The sequence below is a fragment of the Pontibacter sp. BAB1700 genome (assembly GCF_000277005.1).
GTDB lineage: Bacteria > Bacteroidota > Bacteroidia > Cytophagales > Hymenobacteraceae > Pontibacter > Pontibacter lucknowensis.
Map to the genome: position 1 here is coordinate 23,872 of NZ_AKIS01000060.1, position 18,199 is coordinate 42,070.

The following is an 18,199-nucleotide window of genomic DNA, read 5'->3' on the forward strand; positions in this document are numbered from 1 at the left end:
CACCTAACCATGCGCTATAACTTTTGTTAGCCACTGGTGCCTCCTTATTCTTTTAGTTGTAATATTCCTTCATTGATTCTGTTTAATATAGTTTCATAAACTTCCTTACCCAGAATTTTCTCAAAGACTGAATTGATGTCTAAGTCTAAATTGTTTATCCTAAATATTCGGTCTTCTAGAAAAGGACTCTTCATTATAAAATAGCTCTCCGCTCTAGATTTTACTAGTCCTAAAAACTGAGATTCGTTTTCAATATCAGATAGTTCAATAATTCTTGTAGTTTGTGTCTCTGTGAGTTTTTCAACAAAGGTTTTGAACTCCAAGGAATCCTTATCAATAATGACTTTATTTTTCTTAGTTAAAGTGCCCAATTCATTCGCAACGTCGTTGAATTGTTCAATTTTATAAATCACAATATCTTCTCTTATACATTCAGATTCTTCAAAATCAGATAAGTCAAAAACTGATTTTTTAATCTTGACCAATAGATTTGGTAGAATCTCATAGATATTTTGGTGAGAGATTTCTAAAACTGTGTAATGCTCACCCCTACTATTAGTTAAATGTAGATCGAAAATTCCTGATCTGTTTCCAAACGAAAATGTATAATGAAACCCTTTACTTAGAAATGAATTTCCAAATACGAGTTTATTCCCAAGAATCGTAAACCACAGGTTATTATTCAGTTTTATTTTATTAGCAATTTTATTCATGAATTGAACTTTTGCCTAATACAGGAATAAAAAGCCCCTCTCCTGTTCTTAGGAGAGGGGTTTGGGGTGAGGTTAATTCAATGAAATGTACGGCTTATCCGCAATCCCCATGGCCGTGGCCGTGCTGGTCAGCTGCTTCAGGGTATTGAGCGTACTTTCGTCGGCGCTGTTTTGCATCATCTTCAGCAGGAGGGCCGATACACTCAGGTTGCGCACATCATCCGATGTCATGCCGAACTGGTTGATGAACTGCTGCAGGTTTTCGCGGAAGTCCACGTGGCCGTTGCCGTTTGGCTGGAAGAAAGTTTCCTTCACCGTGTTCAGCACTTCGCTGTTGCCTACTAAGCGGTCTACCTGCTTGCCTTTGGTGATGGAGCCCACAATCTGGTCGAAGAACATGGTTTCGCCACCCACAATATCAATCTTCGCTGCTTTCAGCGCCTCGGCGATCACTTCGGCCTGTGAAGCGGCAATGTCTTTCTGGATATTGATCTGCGCCAGTTCGATGGACTTGTCTTTCTCCAGGCGCAGCTTGAATTCCTCGTGCTCTTTGCCCACGCCATCGAGCTTGCGCATGGCTTCGGCTTTCTCCTCTATACCTTTGGCGTCTACCGTAAACTTCTCGCCGATCACACGGGCCTCTGCCAGACCACGCTTTTCTTCGGCAGCTGCCATGTTTTCTACACAGTGGCTTCGGCTATACCTTTCTCTTTGGTCACTTTGGCAGTTACCATACCCAGTTTTTCGTCGGCTTCGGCCTGTGCATTGGCTTTGGCTTTGATCACCAGCGCCTCAGCCTCCCCTTCTTTCTGACGGGCATGGGCTTTGGCCTCCATCACCTGTGCTTCTGACAAGCCAAGCGCTGCTGCCTGTGCCGCCTCGGCTTCGGCCATAGTCTTGATGGCCTGTGCGCGGTTGTTCGCCGACACCTGCTCTGCCTCTGCGTCGATGAGTAGTTGTTTGGCACGGTATTCTGCTGCCTGACGGGCTGCCTCGGCGCTCTTGATTTCTTTCACCAGCGCCTCTTCTGCCTCTTTTTCGGCATTTTTGATCGCTACCAGTTTCTCACGCTCTGCCTCTGCAATGGCCTTGGTGTCTTTGATCTTCTCTTCTTCCTCCACCACGGCTTTCTCCACGGTTACACGCTCGCGGATGATGCCCTGTATGTTCTTGCGCTCTTCTTCGATGGCTTTCTCTTTCTCGATCTGCGCCAAAGACACGATGCGCTCTTTCTCGTTCGCTTCCAGCAAGCGTGCCTGCTCCACACGCTCGGTTTCGATGGCGTCGGTGCGTTGCTTGCTACGCTCAGCACCAGGATCTGGCGGTCTTTGTTCTGCTCGGCAATCTTCACTTCCTCGTCCGTCGCGATGCGGGCTTTCTCTGCTTTCAGGCGCTCTTCGTGGCGCACTTTCTCCATCTCGGCGAACTCACGGGACTTGATGTTGGCAATCTCGCGCTTCTGCTTTTCCTCGTTCTCCGCCAGTTGTTTCTCGAGCTCCAGGATGGTCTCCTGCGCTTCTACATCCTGCTTCTTGATGGTTTTCTGCTTCTCGCGCTCGATCAGGTTGGCCTGCACTTTCTGCTTGGCGGTCAGGTCAATGATCTTCTTGATACCCTCGGCGTCGAGGATGTTGTTTTCGTTCAGGTTCTGGATTGGCGTCTGCTCCAGGTAGTCGATGGCGCAGTCGTCGAGGATGTAGCCGTTCAGGTCGGTACCGATGGTCTGGATGATCTGGCGTTTGAAGTCGTCGCGGCTGTTGTAGAGCTCCACGAAGTCGAAGTGCTTGCCCACGGTCTTCAGCGCTTCCGAGAATTTCGCGTCGAACAGGCTCTCCAGTGCCGAGTGGTCGGAGGCACGTTTACAGCCAATCGACTGCGCCACCTGGATCACATCTTCCGGCGTTTTGTTCACGCGCAAAAAGAAGTTCACTTTGATGTCAGCACGCATGTTGTCTTTACAGATCAGGCCTTCGGAACCTGTTCTGGAGATTACAATGGTTTTGAGGGTGATGTCCATCACCTCCAGCTTATGGATGACCGGCACGATGAAAATGCCGGAGAAAGACACTTTCGTATCGCCCAGACCGGTACGTACCATGGCTTCGCCTTGTATGGCTTTATGGTACATTTTGATGACAAAGACAATTAAGCCAATAGCGAATACCGCCAACATGATGACGATAGACAGGGATAAAGATTCTAACATGCGAATTAAATGGTTTGGTAAGGTTCTATCAGGTAAAATTTGTTTTCAGCATTGTACTCGAGCACGAGCGCGGTCTCCCCTTTCTGCACAGCGGAGCCCTGGGTGGTTCTGACATTGAGCAAGAGCGGCGCACCGGTCGTTTTCACAGCGGCCTGCCCCATGTCAGTGCCATTTGCCGGCAGAATGACCGTGCAGATCTGCCCGATGATGTTGGCAGCTGATTCATGTTTTTTCTCCAGGGCCGCAAAGACGCCCACAAAGGGCATGGTCAGGAATTTGGACACAAACAGCGCGGCAATGAAAGAGGGAATCAGGTATAGCCACCCCAGTAAGGTATAGCCGTCGTTGAAGTAGTAGTTGGCCAGGATGGAGATCGCCCAGAAAGGCAGCGCCAGGAAAGTGAGGAACACCATGAACGGCACCTTGCCCAGGTTGAAGAAGGCCAGCACGTTGTTGAGCCAACTCACGGACGATATGCCATCAGCATCCACATCGGGCTCTACTTCCACATCAAAAAAGTCGAGGTCCAGCAAACCGAAGATCACGGCAAGCCAGTACAGCATGACGAAGAGCAGTAAGGCAGTTGGGAGGATGTTGACGGAAGAAAATGTAGCTTGTATAAGTTCGTTCATAGGCAAAAGCAGGGATAAGGTGTATTGTGCTATAAATATAAAAGAATATTCATAACAAAGCATATACTTTTTGCATTGAAAGCACAGAAAAAATCAGAAATGCGCGGCATCCACTATCTTTGCAATGAAGTTTACCAATGGCAGTCTGCACAAAGCCTGCCCTGATTTATACATGCAAAACCGCTACAGCAAAGAAATTATACCTGTCGAAGGATGGGACCGCGAAGAGACGTTCCGCTTTTTCAACACCTTCACCCAACCCTTTTTTAACGTACACACCGAGGCCGATATCACGCCGCTTTACCAGTATTGCAAACAGCAGGGCCTGTCCATTTCGCTGGCTTACATGCATGCCACCGTGCAGGCCGCCCGAAATACGGAAAGCTTCCTGCTCCGCATCGAAAACGGGCAGGTTGTTAGGTATAGCGGACTGGATTTGTCCACCACCATCCTAAAGGACAACAAGCAGATCGCCTTTACCCACTTCCCCTACCACGAAAAGCTGGAGGACTTCTGTGCCGAAGGGGCACGCATTATAGCGGAAGTAAAGAAAAGTACGAAGCTCTTCAACGGCCATCAGGGTGTAGACCTGCTGCACATGACTACTCTGCCCTGGTTTACTTTTAAAGGGATGGAGCATGCCTTTTCAATTGGTCAGGAAGACCCGGGCGTACCGAAGATCGGCTACGGCAAACTGGAAATGCGCGGTGACAAGGTATACCTGCCCATCAGTGTCGGGCTGCACCATGCGCTGGCGGACGGCTACCACCTGCACCTGTTTATGGAGGAGCTCGGCCAGGTGATTCGAGGCTATACCTTGTAGAATTCTACTTATTTCTTGCGCTATACCTGACCTCGGTATAAAGCACAATAATGTTTAAACATTTTAGATAGATTTCTCTTGGCCTATATAGTGATAATCAATATATTGTGTAGCTGTAGGGGTTTGTCCCTACCTGAAACTTCTTCACCTTTCAACCTACCAATATGTGGCGATCCGTTATCACTGGCACCGGCAGTTATATTCCGACAGAAGTAAAAACCAACCAGGATTTTACCTCTCACGATTTTTACACAGAACAGAACGTCCCGATCGGGGTCTGTCCGAATGTGGTCGTCGAGAAGTTTCAGAAAATAACAGGCATAGCCGAGCGCCGCTACGTGGCCTCTCACCTGACTACCTCCGACATCGCAACCCTGGCTGCTGAAGAGGCGATCCGGGACAGCGGCATCGACCCCGAAACGCTGGACATGATCATTGTGGCCCACAACTTCGGCAACGTGATTGAGGGTACGATTCAGTCGGATGCCGTGCCGGCACTTGCTAGCCGCGTGAAGCACAACCTCAAGATCAAGAGCCCGAACTGTGTGGCCTACGATATCCTGTTCGGTTGTCCGGGCTGGGTGCAGGGTGTAATTCAGGCCGATGCTTTTTTCAAGGCAGGTATGGCCCGCAAAGCACTCGTGATCGGGGCCGAAACCCTCTCCCGGGTCATCGACCTCTACGACCGCGACAGCATGATCTTCAGCGATGGCGCCGGAGCCTCTGTGGTGGAGTACCGCGAAGTGCCCGAAGAAGGCAGCGGTATACTGGCCAGCTGCGCCCGCAGTCATAGTGTGGAGGAGGCCTACTACATCAACATGAACAAATCGTACATGCCGGACGGTGATCCGCGGGTGCGCTACATCAAAATGAAAGGCCGCAAGGTATACGAGTACGCCATCAAGCTGGTACCCGAGGCCATGAAGGAGTGCCTGGATATGTGTGGCGTGGATATCAAGGACGTGAAAAAGGTATTCATCCACCAGGCCAACGAGAAAATGGACGAGGGTATGATACAGGCGCTCTTCAAACTCTACGGCCGGCGCGACATTCCGGAAGATATCATGCCGATGAGCATCCACTACCTGGGCAACAGCTCCGTGGCCACCGTGCCGACGCTCTACGACATTGTGCGCAGAGGCCAGGATGAGAAGCACGAACTCAACGACGGCGACATCATTCTGTTCGCTTCCGTGGGGGCAGGTATGAACATAAACGCGATCTGCTACAGGGTATAGCTCCAGATTCAGAGGCTAAACAGGAAGTCCTTGCTACTGCTAGCGGGGACTTCCTGTTTGTATAAATCGGGGGTCTATTACTCTACTCAAATACTTCGCTTACCCTTAATTTTTTGTAAATTGCATTAACATAGTGCCGGGCAAAATTGTATACCTGCTAGTGGCTATAATCTGCTCTGGCAGATGTGCTAAGCAGAGGGAATATTTTATTTTTATACCTGATTAAATGAAGAATTTGCTGCTTGTGTTGAAGCCAAAACTTCAGAGTTATTTTTTCTTCAGACACCTAAAGCCTACGCTGCGATTTGTGGCGCTGGTTGCTACACCACTTTGCCTTGTCAACAGCTTTATCGCCTCCCAGGACAGCGTCAACTTCTTTGCCGACTGGGCTACCCGATTTACCTATAGTTTTTTGATTACCTTTCCGCAGGCAGTGGTGTATGTGAGCCTGATCAAGTGGTTCGACAGCAGGAGGTAAAAGGATCTTCTCTACTCCATCAATCGAGGCCATCGATTCTATCAGACTCCCATCCAAGCCTGAACAAATAACCGGCTCCTATACCTCTCCCTGAGCTTCTATCTGCCTAACCAACTCCTGCATCCGCTCATAATGCGAGCCCTTCCAGTATACCCGTCTGCACTGCTGGCACTGGTAAAACTCCTCAAAGTATAGCCTGGTTTTAGGCGGCACTTGCTCCAGCACTTCCTGTTTTTCAACCTGCACAATGTGGCCATTGCACACCATGCAGCGGGTAAAAGGCCGAAGCTGATCCGCCAATTTATACCTGCTGATCACCTCCTGCAGTTGCTCTTCGGTTTGTTGTGAGCGCAGCCAGTAGCCCGCAGGTATAGCCTTGTGCTTGAGCAGGTTCACATCCCGCGTCAGCAGGATGCGCTGCTCCTCATAGGCCAGCCGTACCAGTTCCGCATCGTGCAGGTGCTGCTCGTATACCGTGTCGAAGCCCAGCATGCGCAGGGAGCGGGCCAGCGTGCCGAGGTGCACGTCCAGCACGAATCGACGCTCCGCTATACCTGCCAGCAGCTCCGCTTCCCCGCCTTCAAAAGGGTATACCTCCACCTGCGCCTGCTCCTCCAGCCGCTGACTTAGAGAAGACCGCTCCCCATTCACCAGCACTTCCCGCACCTCCACATGCGGCACCCCCATCGCTTCCATCATATCCTTCAATGTTTGGTGCTCGGCATAGGTATAGCTGATGCTGGTGTTGCGCTGGCGTGGGCGCAGAAAATCGTTCAGGGAACCGTGAAACCGGAAGTGGGCAATGTGGGACATGAGGTAAAAGGTATAGCCAAGGTATACGCATCACAAGATAAAACCGCCCGGACAAGGCCCGGGCGGTTTATCAACTAACAAAAACCAGTCTTTACACTATTTATCACTTAATTCGCTCTTCTTGTCTCTTCCTCGGCACTGCCTGTGCGGCGGCGGGACGGACCAGACTGCGCCTGACCAAAGCGGTAGTTAAAGCTCAGGGTGGCCACCTGCGTGTCTCGGCGCTGGTAGAAGTTCTCTTCATAACGGGCCAGGGCGGTATAACCGTTGGCTTTGTTGGTAAAGAATATGTCCGACACATTGAGTTTCACGCTTGCCTTTCTGTCCCAGAACTGCTTCTGCACACCTGCCGACATAAACCAGATCGGGTCAACTTCCAGGAAGCCATATACCTCGCGGCTGCGGTAAACGCCTACCAGTTCCGCTGACCAGTCGTTTGGCAGTTTGATGGTGTTGTTTGAGTTGAAGTTGAAAGTAGGGCGACCGTTGCTCAGGTCTGTTTCAGCCAAAAAACCTTTGTAGTGACCATAGTAGAGTGTGCCGTTATTCACGCTGTTGAACCAGTTCCCGATCGAGAAAGGCGCAGTCAGAGTCAGGCCATAGTAGTCGAGTGTAGCCAGGTTGCGGAAGGTTTGCACCACCAGCTTCTCTGCATTCGGGTCTGGCGAGAGCACATTCACCATCACATCGGTGGTGTGGCTGTAGCTCAGTTTGGTGATGAAACGCTGATCAAAGGTGTGGGTCAGCTCGAAGGAGTAGGAAAGCTCCGGCTTCAGGGCAGGATTTCCCGCTGCGTAGGTGCTTGGGTCCAGGAAGTTCTTAAACGGGTTGAGCTGGTTGTAGGACGGACGGTTGATGCGGCGACTTACAGACATCCCCAGGTCATGCTTCTTGCTCAGGCTATAGTTAACCGCTGCGCTCGGGAACAGCTGGGTATAGTTGCGTTTAAAGTCATCATCACCTACAACTTGTCTGCCCTTGGCAATCGTATTTTCGAGACGAAGCCCTAGCTGCAAACCTGCTTTCGCCCATTTCTTATTCGCATTGACGTAGGCCGCGTTGATGTTCTCGTCATACAGGAAGTGGTTACTCTTGTCGGTATCCGGCACATTGCCGCCGTTGCTGCGATCAAAAAAGGCCAGGTTGTTGTCGGCCGTAACCAAACTACTTTTTACACCAGCCTCAAAATTGCCACCGATCGCAGCCAGTGGCTGACGGTAGTCTGCACGTGCTGATTTGATGGTCAGCTCACCGTCCAGGGTACCGTACAGCAGGTAGGGACTGCGGATCTGCTCATTGCTCAGGTTGTAATAATTGGTAATGAAGTTCTGCACATCCGTATTGCGGTATGCGATATAATCCACATCGGCCGTGATCTCACGACCTACACTGTCGATCGTGTGCTTCAGGTTGAAATTATAAGCCTGGTTGCGGCGTCCATGCTCTACATCGGCAGTGGTGATGAAAGACGATTCGGGTACGCCAGCTGCATTGATCACACTGGAGCGGTTGTTTGTTCCGCGGTCTAAGTCAGACACGAATCCACTGGCTATTACGCCCAACACTGTTTTAGGAGACAAAAAGTAATCAGCCCCTACTCTGCCGGTGTGATTGTTCAGCGTAAAGTCAAACCTGTTCTGCTGATCATAAGCGCCTATGAAGTTGCCGTTCTCGTCCAGGAAGCGGCGGTAGATATCCAGGTCATTGAAGTCTTTGCGCAGCACATAGTTATAGCTTCCGAAGAAGTTAAACTTTTTGGTACGGTGATTCAGCTGCACTCCCTGGTTTGACTTGGCGAAGCGCCCCTGTCCGTACGAAGCGTTGAATGTTCCGTTTGTACCCAGGCTCTTATCACGCTTCAGGCGGATGTCGATAATGCCGAGTTGCCGGCCGCATCATACTTCGCCGATGGGTTGGTGATCAGCTCGATTTTCTCCACGCTGCTGGCTGACATGCCGCGCAGCATGTTGGCCAGTTCAGCACCCGACATCGGTACCTGCTTTCCGTCCACCATCACGATCATGCCCTGGCGCCCGCGCATGCTGATGTTGTCATTCTGGTCGATCACCACGCCCGGCGCCTTCTCCAGCACTTCCAGGGCCGTGTTGCCAGCTGATACAATGCTGTTCTCCACATTCAGCACCGTTTTGTCGAGATGCTGCTCGATTAGCGGCTTCTGTGCTTCGATCACGACCTCCTTCAGCGCCGTGGCAGACTGACTCATCATAATCGGATTCAGTTTCAGCGCTTCTGACTCGGAGCTTACATTCGCTTCCATAGCCTTTGACTTGCCGAAACCTACCATACTCGCCACGACCTTATACCTGCCAACGGCTATACCTTCGAACAGGAAAGCACCGCTCTCGTCAGAGAGTGTCCCTTTCACGAGAGAAGAGTCTGCCGCCTGCAGAAGCAGCACGTTGGCGTAGCCCATCGGCTTGTTAGCTGTTTCCAGCACTTTGCCTGATATGGTGGCCTGCTGTGCCGAGGCGGCTGTGAAAATGAAACATAACAATGGCACCAGCAACAGCACCTTGCCATTAAGTTGAGACTGGATAGATAGAGGATTTTTCATGTGGACTGGATTAAATATTTTTCATAGTTTATTTATCCTTATTCTAATTGCATGCCAACAACATAAAATGCTTTATTTCAACACATTAGACCATATTCAACCGACACCTGTTCTATCTATGTGTCTGATAATGAACACTGTGTTTTAAAAATGGACAATCCGATCAGGCAAGTTTAAAGCAAAAGAGAAGTGTTGTAAGTGAAGGGTTGCTTTAAAGCAAGAAAAAGTTGAGCGCAATACCGGACTTTAACATTTTGTTAAGATATCTCCGTATAAATTGCCTAATATTAAACCGTCATACCTTGCTAACCCACGTCCGAGCATGGAGTCATACTTTGAGCTAAAAAAGAATAACACGAACATTCGGACAGAGGTCCTGGCTGGGCTCACCTCGTTTCTGGCCACTGCTTATATAGTTGTCGTTAATCCATCCATTTTGAGTCAGGCGGGAATGCCTTTTTCGGGAGCGTTGACGGCGACGGTCTTGGTGTCTTTCTTCAGTAGCGTGATGATGGGAATTTATGCCCGCAATCCGATTATTGTGGCGCCAGGCATGGGGCTGAATGCTTTCTTCACTTTTTCTGCGGTGATGGGCATGGGCATCACGTGGCAAGTGGCTTTGGGAGCTGTTTTCTGGTCAGGCATCATCTTCCTGCTGCTCTCGGTCTTCAAGGTACGCACCCTGATTGTCAAGGCCATCCCCCGCCCTTTGCGTTACGCCATCGCCGCAGGCATAGGACTGTTCATCACCCTCATCGGTTTTGCCAATGCCGGCTTCATTGTATCCAATCCGGCTACGACTGTTGGCCTTGGTCCGCTTTCGCCGTCAGTCCTTACTTTTCTGGGTGGGCTATTTCTGATGGCGGTCCTGATCACACGCAACGTAACGGGAGCCATCCTGATCGGTATTGTGCTGACTACCCTGGCGGCTTATCCGCTGGGTCGCTGGTGGGCCATGGAGGCTGATCCGGTTATCAGCTGGCAGGGACTCTTTTCTACGCCCGACTTTAGCCTGGTCCTACAATTGGATCTGATAAATTCGCTGCAGTTTGCTGTCTTTCCGGTGATCTTCGCTTTCGTCTTCACCGATTTGTTTGACAGTCTTTCCACCTTTGTAGGTTTGGCCGAAGCCGCCAACCTGACAGATGAGCACGGGGAACCACGCAATGTAGCCCGTTCTCTAACAGCTGATGCCATGTCTACTACTATTGCAGGTTTGCTCGGCTCCAGCCCCGGCACGGCCTATGTGGAGTCGGCGGTCGGAATTGAGGCCGGCGGCCGCTCTGGACTGACTGCGGTGGTAGGTGGTTTGTTGTTTTTACCTTTCCTTTTTCTGGCTCCGCTCCTCTCCATGATTCCGGCCATTGCGACTGCTCCGGCCCTGGTTTTGGTTGGTGCCTTTATGGTAAGACCGGTTGTCAAAATCAACTGGCTGAAGATGGATGAAGCCATACCTGCCTTTCTGGCCATGGTGCTGATCCCCTTTACCTACTCTATTTCACAGGGCATCATCTGGGGCTTTCTGAGCTGGGCTGTACTCAAGGTCGCCACCGGAAACGCCAGAACCATATCGCCTACGCTGTGGGTGATTGTCGCATTTAGTGTGCTGGCGCTCGTGATGCAGTCGCATTAAGCAATTACCTCGTATATTTTTCCCACAAATCCTTAAATTAGGACTTTCAATCCGAACCCAATGATCAAAAAGTATGCTTTAGCAGCATTGCTGACCGCCGGATCGGCGCTTTCAGTTGCTGCACAGAACGCACCTTCCTGGATGCGCTACCCGGCTATTTCCCCTGATGGCAAAACCATCGTTTTCACGTACAAAGGAGACCTTTATACCGTACCGGCAGCGGGTGGCACGGCCGTTCCACTCACCCTGCACGAGGCGCATGACTTCATGCCGGTGTGGAGCCACGATGGCAAGTCCATCGCCTTCGCCAGCGACCGCTACGGCAATTTCGACATCTTTGTGATGCCGGCCACTGGTGGTACAGCCCAGCGCATTACCTACCACTCAGCAAACGAATTCCCGTACGAGTTCAGCCACGACAACAAAACGGTATACTTCGGTTCTACCCGCCTCGACGCAGCCAGCAACCGCCAGTACCCAACCGCCTATCATTCGGAGCTGTACCAGGTCGCTGTTGCGGGTGGTCGCGTGAAGCAGGTACTCACTACACCAGCCGAGGACGTGAAGCTGAGCCGCGATGGCAGTACCATGCTCTACCACGACCGGAAAGGCGGCGAGAATAGCTGGCGCAAACACCACGTGTCCTCCGTAGCACGTGACATCTGGTCTTACGACACCAAATCCGGCAAGCACACCAAGCTGACAACCTACGAAGGCGAGGATCGCAACCCTGTTTTTGCTGATAACGAGAAAAACCATCTACTTCCTGAGCGAGGCCAGCGGTACCTTCAACGTGTACAGCATGGCCGCCAAGGGCCCTGCCAAACCAGAGCAGGTGACCAGGTTTGAGAAGCACCCGGTGCGCTTCCTGACCGCTGCCAAGGACGGGACGCTTTCCTTTAGCCAGAACGGCGAGCTCTATACCCGCAAACCGAACGGTCAGGCGCAGAAAGTGAACATTCGCATCGCGACAGATGCCAAGAGTAATAATGAGAGCATCCTATCAGTGGGCAATGGCATACGTGATCTGGCCGTGTCACCTAACGGCAAGGAGGTTGCCTTCATTTACCGCGGAGAGGTGTTTGTGAGCGCCGTAGAGGGTTCTGTGACCAAGCGCATCACCAACACGCCGGAGCAGGAGCGCAGCGTGAGCTTCTCCCCTGACGGTAAGTCGCTGCTCTATGCCAGCGAGCGCGGCAAGAGCTGGAAGATCTACAAGACGGACATCGTACGCGAGGAGGAGCCTTACTTCTATGCCTCTACCCTGCTGAAGGAAACGCCACTGATCGAAAACGACAAGGAGAACTACTCCCCGCTTTATTCTCCGGACGGAAAAGAAGTGGCTTTCCTGGAAGACCGCATGACCCTGAAGGTGCTCAACCTGGCCAGCAAGCAGGTACGCACGCTGCTGACGACGCAGGAGCTCTTCTCCATGCGCGACAACGACCAATATTATACCTGGAGCCCGGATGGCAAATGGCTGCTGTTCGAGTACTCTGAGCCAGGCTTCGCCAATGGCGAGGTGGGCATTATTTCGGCAGACGGCAAAGGCAAGAAGATCAACCTGACCGAAAGCGGCTACAATGACTTTGCTCCGAAATGGATGCAGGGCGGCAAGATGATGATCTGGAACAGTACCCGTGACGGTATGCGCAGCCAGGCCAACAGCGGTGGCGCACAGGCCGACGTATACGCCATGTTCTTCACCCAGGACGCCTTCGACAAGTTCAGACTCAGCAAAGAGGATTATGCCCTGCTGAAGGAACAGGAAGAAAAAGCGGCCAAAGAAAAGGAGAAGGAAAAAGAGCAGGACAAGAAGAAAAAAGCCAGGAAAGACGACGCTCCTAAAAAAGAAGAGCTGCAGATCGATTGGGAGGGCCTGAACTACCGCAAAGCGAAACTGACGCTGCACTCTTCCAACCTGTCGGACGCACTGGTGTCGAAAGACGGAGAAACACTGTACTACCTGGCTAAGTTTGAGAAAGGCTACAACCTATGGTCCACGAGCCTGCGCAGCAAGGAAACCAAAATGCTGGTGACCCTCAACGCCAACCGCGCCAGCATGGTATGGGACAAAGAGCAGAAGAACATTTTCCTGGAGTCGGATGGTAAGATCGTGAAGCTGGATCCAAGTAACAGCACGAAGCAGGAAACCGTGAAGATCGACGGCGAGATGAACCTGGATGCCGCCGCCGAGCGTGCCTTTATGTTCGAGCACGTGTGGCGCCGCACAAAGCAGACCTTCTACACCGCCGGCTATCACGGCGCTAAGTGGGATGAGCTGAAGGCTGACTACGAGGCTTATTTACCTCACATCAGCAACGACCATGAATTCACTGAAATGCTGAGCGAACTGCTGGGCGAGCTGAACGTATCGCACTCCGGCGCCAGCTACAGCAAAAACGATCCGAACGGTGACGCTACTGCCTCATTGGGCATCTTCTACGACCAGACCTATACCGGCAACGGCATCAAACTGGACGAGGTGATCGTGGGGGGACCGCTGACTAAGGCGGGTATGAACCTGCAGGCAGGCATGATCATCGAGAAGATCGATGGCGAAACCATTACACCGGACAAGGACCTGGCGCAGTTCCTGAACCGCAAAGCAGGCAAGAATACCCTGCTCACTGTGATGGATGCCAATGGCAAAAACAGAAGAGATATCACCGTGAAGCCTATCTCGCAAAGCGAGGAAAATGCCTTGCTGTACAAGCGCTGGGTACGCCGCAACGCCGAGGAGGTAGATCGCCTGAGCAACGGGCAACTGGGTTACGTGCACATACCGGGCATGAACGACCCAAGCTACCGCACAGTGTATGAAGAGGTAATGGGCAAATACGCCAACCGCAAAGGTATGGTGGTAGACACCCGCAACAACGGCGGCGGTGACCTGGTAGCAGACCTCGCCATGTTCCTGAGTGGCAAGAAGTTCCTCGACTACACCACCGATACCCGCTCCATGGGTATTGAGCCTTCGTTCCGATGGACCAAGCCGAGTATTGCGCTTGCCAACGAAGCCAACTACAGCGACGGACACTGCTTCGCTTTCAGCTATGCTGACCTGAAGCTGGGCAAGTTGGTAGGTATGCCGGTACCGGGCACCTGTACCTTCGCCGGCTGGGAAATGCTGCAGAACGGATCAGTGCGATGGGGCGTGCCACCACTGGGCGTAAAGGATGTGCAGGGACAGTACCTGGAGAACCTGCAGACTGAGCCAGACGTGAAAGTGGCGAACGAATACGAACTGGTAAGTAAAGGCAAAGACCAGCAACTGGAGGCAGCCGTTCGCGAACTGCTGAAAGATATAGAAACTCAGGGAAGCGCTCAGAAATAAGCTACCCGCAGGTATAGGAAACGCCCCGGCTCTGGTCGGGGCGTTTTGTTTTTGCCTCGGCTATACCTGGGTTTTAATTAGTTATACCTGACGCAGCATACCTCAATTCGTCTCCTTCCTTTCCCTAAAGCAGGTAGCTTACCTAATCTGTCATCTCGACGAAAGGAGAGATCTGAATTATTTCAAGATCGAAGCAATACTCCGGATTTATCGCTCTGTCCGAAATGACAGAAAAGCTTAAATCCCGTATCTTCCCACATCAACAGCTTACCTGACATGCAAAAGATCTACGACACCATCGTGATTGGCGGTGGACAAAGTGCGCTGGCCTGTGGCTACTACCTGAACCGGGCAAATCTCAATTACCTGTTACTGGATGACCAGCAGGCTCCCGGCGCTTCCTGGCGACACTACTGGGATTCCCTCACCCTCTTCTCCCCTGCTGCCTTCAGCAGTCTGCCTGGCTGGTTGATGCCGGAGAGCAAGGACGAGTACCCTTCCCGTGACGAGGTGATCGACTACCTGACGCAGTACGAGAACAGGTATAAAGTACCGGTAGAAAGGCCTGTACATGTACAGGATGTCTGTTTTGAAGATGGCCTCTACGTGATTAAAACCAAGGAGAAGACTTACTATACCCGCACCGTCATTAGTGCCACCGGCTCCTTCCGAAAGCCTTTCATACCTGACATCCCAGACGCTGATAAATTCAAAGGAAAGCAATTGCACTCGGCTGCCTACAAAAAACCGGAGCCGTTCTCCGGAAAGCGGGTGCTGATCGTAGGCGGCGGTAACTCCGGGGCGCAGATTCTGGCTGAAGTATCGGAAGTGGCGGATACAAGCTGGGTAACACTGGAGGAAGTAACCTTTCTGCCGGACGATGTGGACGGGCGTGTGCTTTTTGACCAGGCGTCGGCGCGTTACTATGCCATGCAGCATGGGCGGGAGGTGAACAGCTCACAGTTTCATGTCGGCAATATTGTGATGGTGCCGCCGGTGAAGAAAGCCCGTGATCGGGGAGCATTACACACGGTGCGTCCCTTCTTGCGCTTCTATGAGCAGGGTGTTGTCTGGCAAAATGGTAAACAAGAGAAGATTGATGCCGTGATCTGGTGCACGGGCTACCGCTATGCACTGGACCACCTCGCCTGCCTGCAGTTGGAGCGCGACGAAAAAGGAAGAGTAGCTGTCGAGGGCTCCAGGTCAACACAGCAGCCGGGGCTTTGGCTGGTAGGCTATGGCAACTGGACCGGCTTCGCCTCCGCCACCCTCATCGGAGTGGGCAGGAGCGCCCGGCAAACTGTTGCGGAAATTCAAAAACACCTGGAGCAGGTATAGACGCACTTAGGTATAGCTGGTAAAAAAGTATAGACGCACTTATTTAACATAAAAAACCGACCAAAGGATTGCCAGCAGTTCTTTAGGCTGGGTGTACATCCAGTTCCTTTATTTCGCTCTTATAAGCCGGTGGCAGGATCAGGGACTTGATCAACCAGTCGGCACGCAACCGGCGGCTGAGTTTGTAGACAGACAGCACTGGTTTCAGGACGGACCACTTACCCAATGCAAGCTGCTCGCGCACAATCGGTGGCACGATCAGTTTCTGCCCCTCTAGCAACAGCTTATACCGGACCGGACCCAGGTGCTTGCGATACTGTTTGTACAGATCGGTGGTAAAGTGGCTTGCTGCCAGGTTTTCCTCTAAGTGGCGCTGCCGCATGTGGAGCCAGGACTGGTAACTATCCGGCAGCCCCTGAAGCCCCATGCGTGTACCTACCCGCCAGAACACTTCAAACACACTTTCCTTCTCGGCATCAGAAAGCTTCCGCTCCAGTAACTCAAAGGAGCGGATGGAATAGTCGATCAGCATAAACAGCACGTCACGATATGCCCAGTCAGGTATAGACATCCCGCGTTTAGACTCTACCCGGCGTGAATCTTGGCCATCGTATCGATCGCTTTGTGGGCCCCATCAAGACTGGAGAACACAATCTGGCGGGCATAGCCTACTGTCGAGAACAAGCGGCCCAGCGGGTCAGCGGGAAGCCGGCCGGTGAAGTAGAGCCAGTCCACCGCTTTGTTGAGTGCAAATTCGGCTGAGGCGCCCGCGAAAATGAAGAGGATGGTATCGCCCTTTCCCCAGATCTCACGCACCACACTGCCCTGCTTTACAAAGTATTCCATATCGTTAGAACAAAGGTATAGGCTAAAATGTGCTGAAAGGGGCTCATTTTTAGTCCCCTGCAGTCTGGAGAGCCCTATGTTGGTATATACAACTGATAATCAAACACATAAATAAAATACCATATTTATTTTTGGAGCAGAGGCTTGCGCATTAAAAAAATTTGTACTTATCTTTAGGCTCAACTTTTAGCCGAGCTGAACCCCGCTTAGCCTGCCCGCTCACTTAGGGACGGGCTAAGCGGATTCTTTTTTATGATCAACTACAACCCCAAAGACTGGTTCGTTTTCATATTCCGTTTCTCGAAGGCCGACACCTTCAGGAAACTCCTGCCCCTTATGCTGGGTGTGGGCGTCTATGCCGGTCTGGTTGCCTACGTAGAGTTGAACTTCCTGAACCTTTCTGAGACGCAGTACATCCGCAACGTAGGCATGATGCATAGCGTGCTGGGTTTTGTCATCTCGCTTTTGCTGGTGTTCCGCACCAACACCGCCTACGACCGCTGGTGGGAAGGCCGCAAGATATGGGGCGGTATCACCAACAGTTCCCGTAACCTGGCCATCAAACTGCAGGCCATCGCAACTGACAAAGACGACCGTCGCTTTTTCAGGTTGATGATCCCGAACTACGCCTTTGCTCTTAAATGCCTGCTGCGCGAAAACGAGGATTTCCGTGAGCTGGATCCCGTGCTCGACCTGAAGAAAGAAAAACACCTGCCCAACCAGGTAGCCGCCGGCATGTATGTACGTCTGAATACCATGTATAAACAGGGGAAAATTGACACGGCACAGATGCTCGTGCTCAACGAAGACATCAGAGCTCTGACTGATCACTGCGGTGCCTGCGAGCGCATCAAGAACACGCCTATACCTTTTACCTACAGCGTCTTCATCAAGAAGTTTATTTTCTTCTATGTTATGACGCTGCCCTTTGGCTGGGTATTCAGCCTGAGCTATTACGTGATACCGGTCGTTATCCTGATTCTGTATGCCCTGGCCAGTCTGGAGCTGATTGCCGAAGAGATCGAGAACCCATTTGGCACTGACCCGAACGATTTGCCTGTTGACCAGATCTGCCACAACATCCGCAAGCATGTGAGCGAAGTGCTGGATTAAAACTCCCGTTCCCGTTAGGCTCTGCTCGCGACAATGAAATAATTATATTCTGACACATTAAATTATTTCACTCTTTCCCAGTCCTTTACAAAACTCCTCCTATATTTCCTCTCGAAAATATAGGTTTATCTGTATCCTTTAAAACATTCGCCCGTATTCACAGCAGCCAAACGGCTAATAACATTTTGCTATTTCAGGCTGGATCAACACATTTCGAATTTGTTCAGAATGAAGAAATTACAATTTTACTGAAGTTGAAAACACCTGTAGTTAGAGTAAAATGTAACATCACCCTGCCATGATGAAATAAAAAGCCTCCTGTTTCGGGAGGCTTTTTTTGTGCTTGTCAGCTATACCTTATCTTTGGGGAAACTACCATGCCCATGCAACCTGACTCATCCATGCTCACAGAGCTGGTCCGTATGAAAATGCCCTTTGGCAAGTACAAGGACAC

18 protein-coding genes are annotated in these 18,199 nt (G+C 51.4%); 9 read left to right on the plus strand and 9 right to left on the minus strand.

The window, feature by feature from the left end:
• Positions 1-44: 44 nt before the first annotated feature.
• The 4 genes from O71_RS21605 to O71_RS07960 all read right to left on the minus strand — a co-directional run bounded on the left by O71_RS21605 (position 45) and on the right by O71_RS07960 (position 3,551).
• Entirely contained in the window at positions 45-713 is a 669-nt protein-coding gene (locus tag O71_RS21605) for a hypothetical protein (RefSeq protein ID WP_007655191.1), read from the minus strand.
• 72 nt (positions 714-785) lie between these two features.
• Positions 786-1,388, minus strand: coding sequence for a hypothetical protein (locus O71_RS25445; RefSeq protein ID WP_237717766.1), 603 nt, complete (start codon positions 1,386-1,388; stop codon positions 786-788).
• Between the two features lie 463 nt (positions 1,389-1,851).
• The gene (locus O71_RS25450) at positions 1,852-2,919 is read right to left on the minus strand and encodes a flotillin family protein (protein WP_237717767.1); all 1,068 of its coding nucleotides are present in this window, start codon (positions 2,917-2,919) and stop codon (positions 1,852-1,854) included.
• A gap of 5 nt (positions 2,920-2,924) precedes the next feature.
• Positions 2,925-3,551, minus strand: a complete 627-nt coding sequence (locus tag O71_RS07960; RefSeq protein WP_007655192.1) for an OB-fold-containig protein — start codon at positions 3,549-3,551, stop codon at positions 2,925-2,927.
• Positions 3,552-3,675: 124 nt separating this feature from the next.
• On the opposite strand from O71_RS07960, the gene O71_RS07965 reads away from it, so the two are divergent.
• The 3 genes from O71_RS07965 to O71_RS07975 all read left to right on the plus strand — a co-directional run bounded on the left by O71_RS07965 (position 3,676) and on the right by O71_RS07975 (position 6,090).
• On the plus strand, positions 3,676-4,374 hold the full coding sequence (locus tag O71_RS07965) for a CatA-like O-acetyltransferase (protein ID WP_007655193.1): 699 nt from the start codon (positions 3,676-3,678) through the stop codon (positions 4,372-4,374).
• Between the two features lie 164 nt (positions 4,375-4,538).
• The gene (locus O71_RS07970; RefSeq protein ID WP_007655194.1) at positions 4,539-5,612 is read left to right on the plus strand and encodes a 3-oxoacyl-ACP synthase III family protein; all 1,074 of its coding nucleotides are present in this window, start codon (positions 4,539-4,541) and stop codon (positions 5,610-5,612) included.
• A 226-nt stretch (positions 5,613-5,838) separates the two neighbouring features.
• Positions 5,839-6,090, plus strand: coding sequence for a hypothetical protein (locus O71_RS07975; protein WP_007655196.1), 252 nt, complete (start codon positions 5,839-5,841; stop codon positions 6,088-6,090).
• Between the two features lie 78 nt (positions 6,091-6,168).
• Here the strand turns inward: O71_RS07975 and O71_RS07980 are convergent, their stop codons facing one another.
• From O71_RS07980 to O71_RS21610, 3 genes are all read right to left on the minus strand, one after another.
• The gene (locus tag O71_RS07980; RefSeq protein WP_007655202.1) at positions 6,169-6,903 is read right to left on the minus strand and encodes a Mut7-C RNAse domain-containing protein; all 735 of its coding nucleotides are present in this window, start codon (positions 6,901-6,903) and stop codon (positions 6,169-6,171) included.
• Positions 6,904-7,010: 107 nt separating this feature from the next.
• Entirely contained in the window at positions 7,011-8,681 is a 1,671-nt protein-coding gene (locus O71_RS07985) for an outer membrane beta-barrel family protein (RefSeq protein WP_007655204.1), read from the minus strand.
• An 80-nt stretch (positions 8,682-8,761) separates the two neighbouring features.
• Positions 8,762-9,478, minus strand: a complete 717-nt coding sequence (locus tag O71_RS21610; protein WP_007655205.1) for a carboxypeptidase-like regulatory domain-containing protein — start codon at positions 9,476-9,478, stop codon at positions 8,762-8,764.
• A 322-nt stretch (positions 9,479-9,800) separates the two neighbouring features.
• Here O71_RS21610 and O71_RS07990 point away from each other — a divergent pair, with 322 nt between their 5' ends.
• The 4 genes from O71_RS07990 to O71_RS08000 all read left to right on the plus strand — a co-directional run bounded on the left by O71_RS07990 (position 9,801) and on the right by O71_RS08000 (position 15,786).
• Positions 9,801-11,111, plus strand: coding sequence for an NCS2 family permease (locus O71_RS07990; RefSeq protein ID WP_040574002.1), 1,311 nt, complete (start codon positions 9,801-9,803; stop codon positions 11,109-11,111).
• A 60-nt stretch (positions 11,112-11,171) separates the two neighbouring features.
• Entirely contained in the window at positions 11,172-11,960 is a 789-nt protein-coding gene (locus O71_RS27155) for a hypothetical protein (RefSeq protein ID WP_369750895.1), read from the plus strand.
• A complete protein-coding gene (locus tag O71_RS07995) occupies positions 11,848-14,448 on the plus strand; it encodes a S41 family peptidase (protein WP_369750896.1) in 2,601 nt (866 codons plus the stop codon). Before O71_RS27155 ends, O71_RS07995 begins: the two co-directional genes overlap by 113 nt.
• 276 nt (positions 14,449-14,724) lie before the next feature.
• A complete protein-coding gene (locus O71_RS08000; RefSeq protein WP_007655207.1) occupies positions 14,725-15,786 on the plus strand; it encodes an ArsO family NAD(P)H-dependent flavin-containing monooxygenase in 1,062 nt (353 codons plus the stop codon).
• Between the two features lie 82 nt (positions 15,787-15,868).
• On the opposite strand, the gene O71_RS27160 is transcribed toward O71_RS08000, so the two are convergent.
• Both O71_RS27160 and O71_RS27165 read right to left on the minus strand, forming a co-directional pair.
• The gene (locus O71_RS27160) at positions 15,869-16,357 is read right to left on the minus strand and encodes an oxygenase MpaB family protein (RefSeq protein ID WP_369750897.1); all 489 of its coding nucleotides are present in this window, start codon (positions 16,355-16,357) and stop codon (positions 15,869-15,871) included.
• A gap of 14 nt (positions 16,358-16,371) precedes the next feature.
• A complete protein-coding gene (locus O71_RS27165; RefSeq protein ID WP_369750898.1) occupies positions 16,372-16,632 on the minus strand; it encodes a hypothetical protein in 261 nt (86 codons plus the stop codon).
• 252 nt (positions 16,633-16,884) lie between these two features.
• Between O71_RS27165 and O71_RS08010 the strand changes: the two genes are divergently transcribed.
• Both O71_RS08010 and O71_RS23790 read left to right on the plus strand, forming a co-directional pair.
• Positions 16,885-17,745, plus strand: a complete 861-nt coding sequence (locus O71_RS08010; protein WP_007655208.1) for a bestrophin family protein — start codon at positions 16,885-16,887, stop codon at positions 17,743-17,745.
• 383 nt (positions 17,746-18,128) lie between these two features.
• Positions 18,129-18,199 (plus strand): putative quorum-sensing-regulated virulence factor (locus O71_RS23790; protein WP_255345365.1); only part of this gene is annotated, 71 nt, incomplete at its 3' end.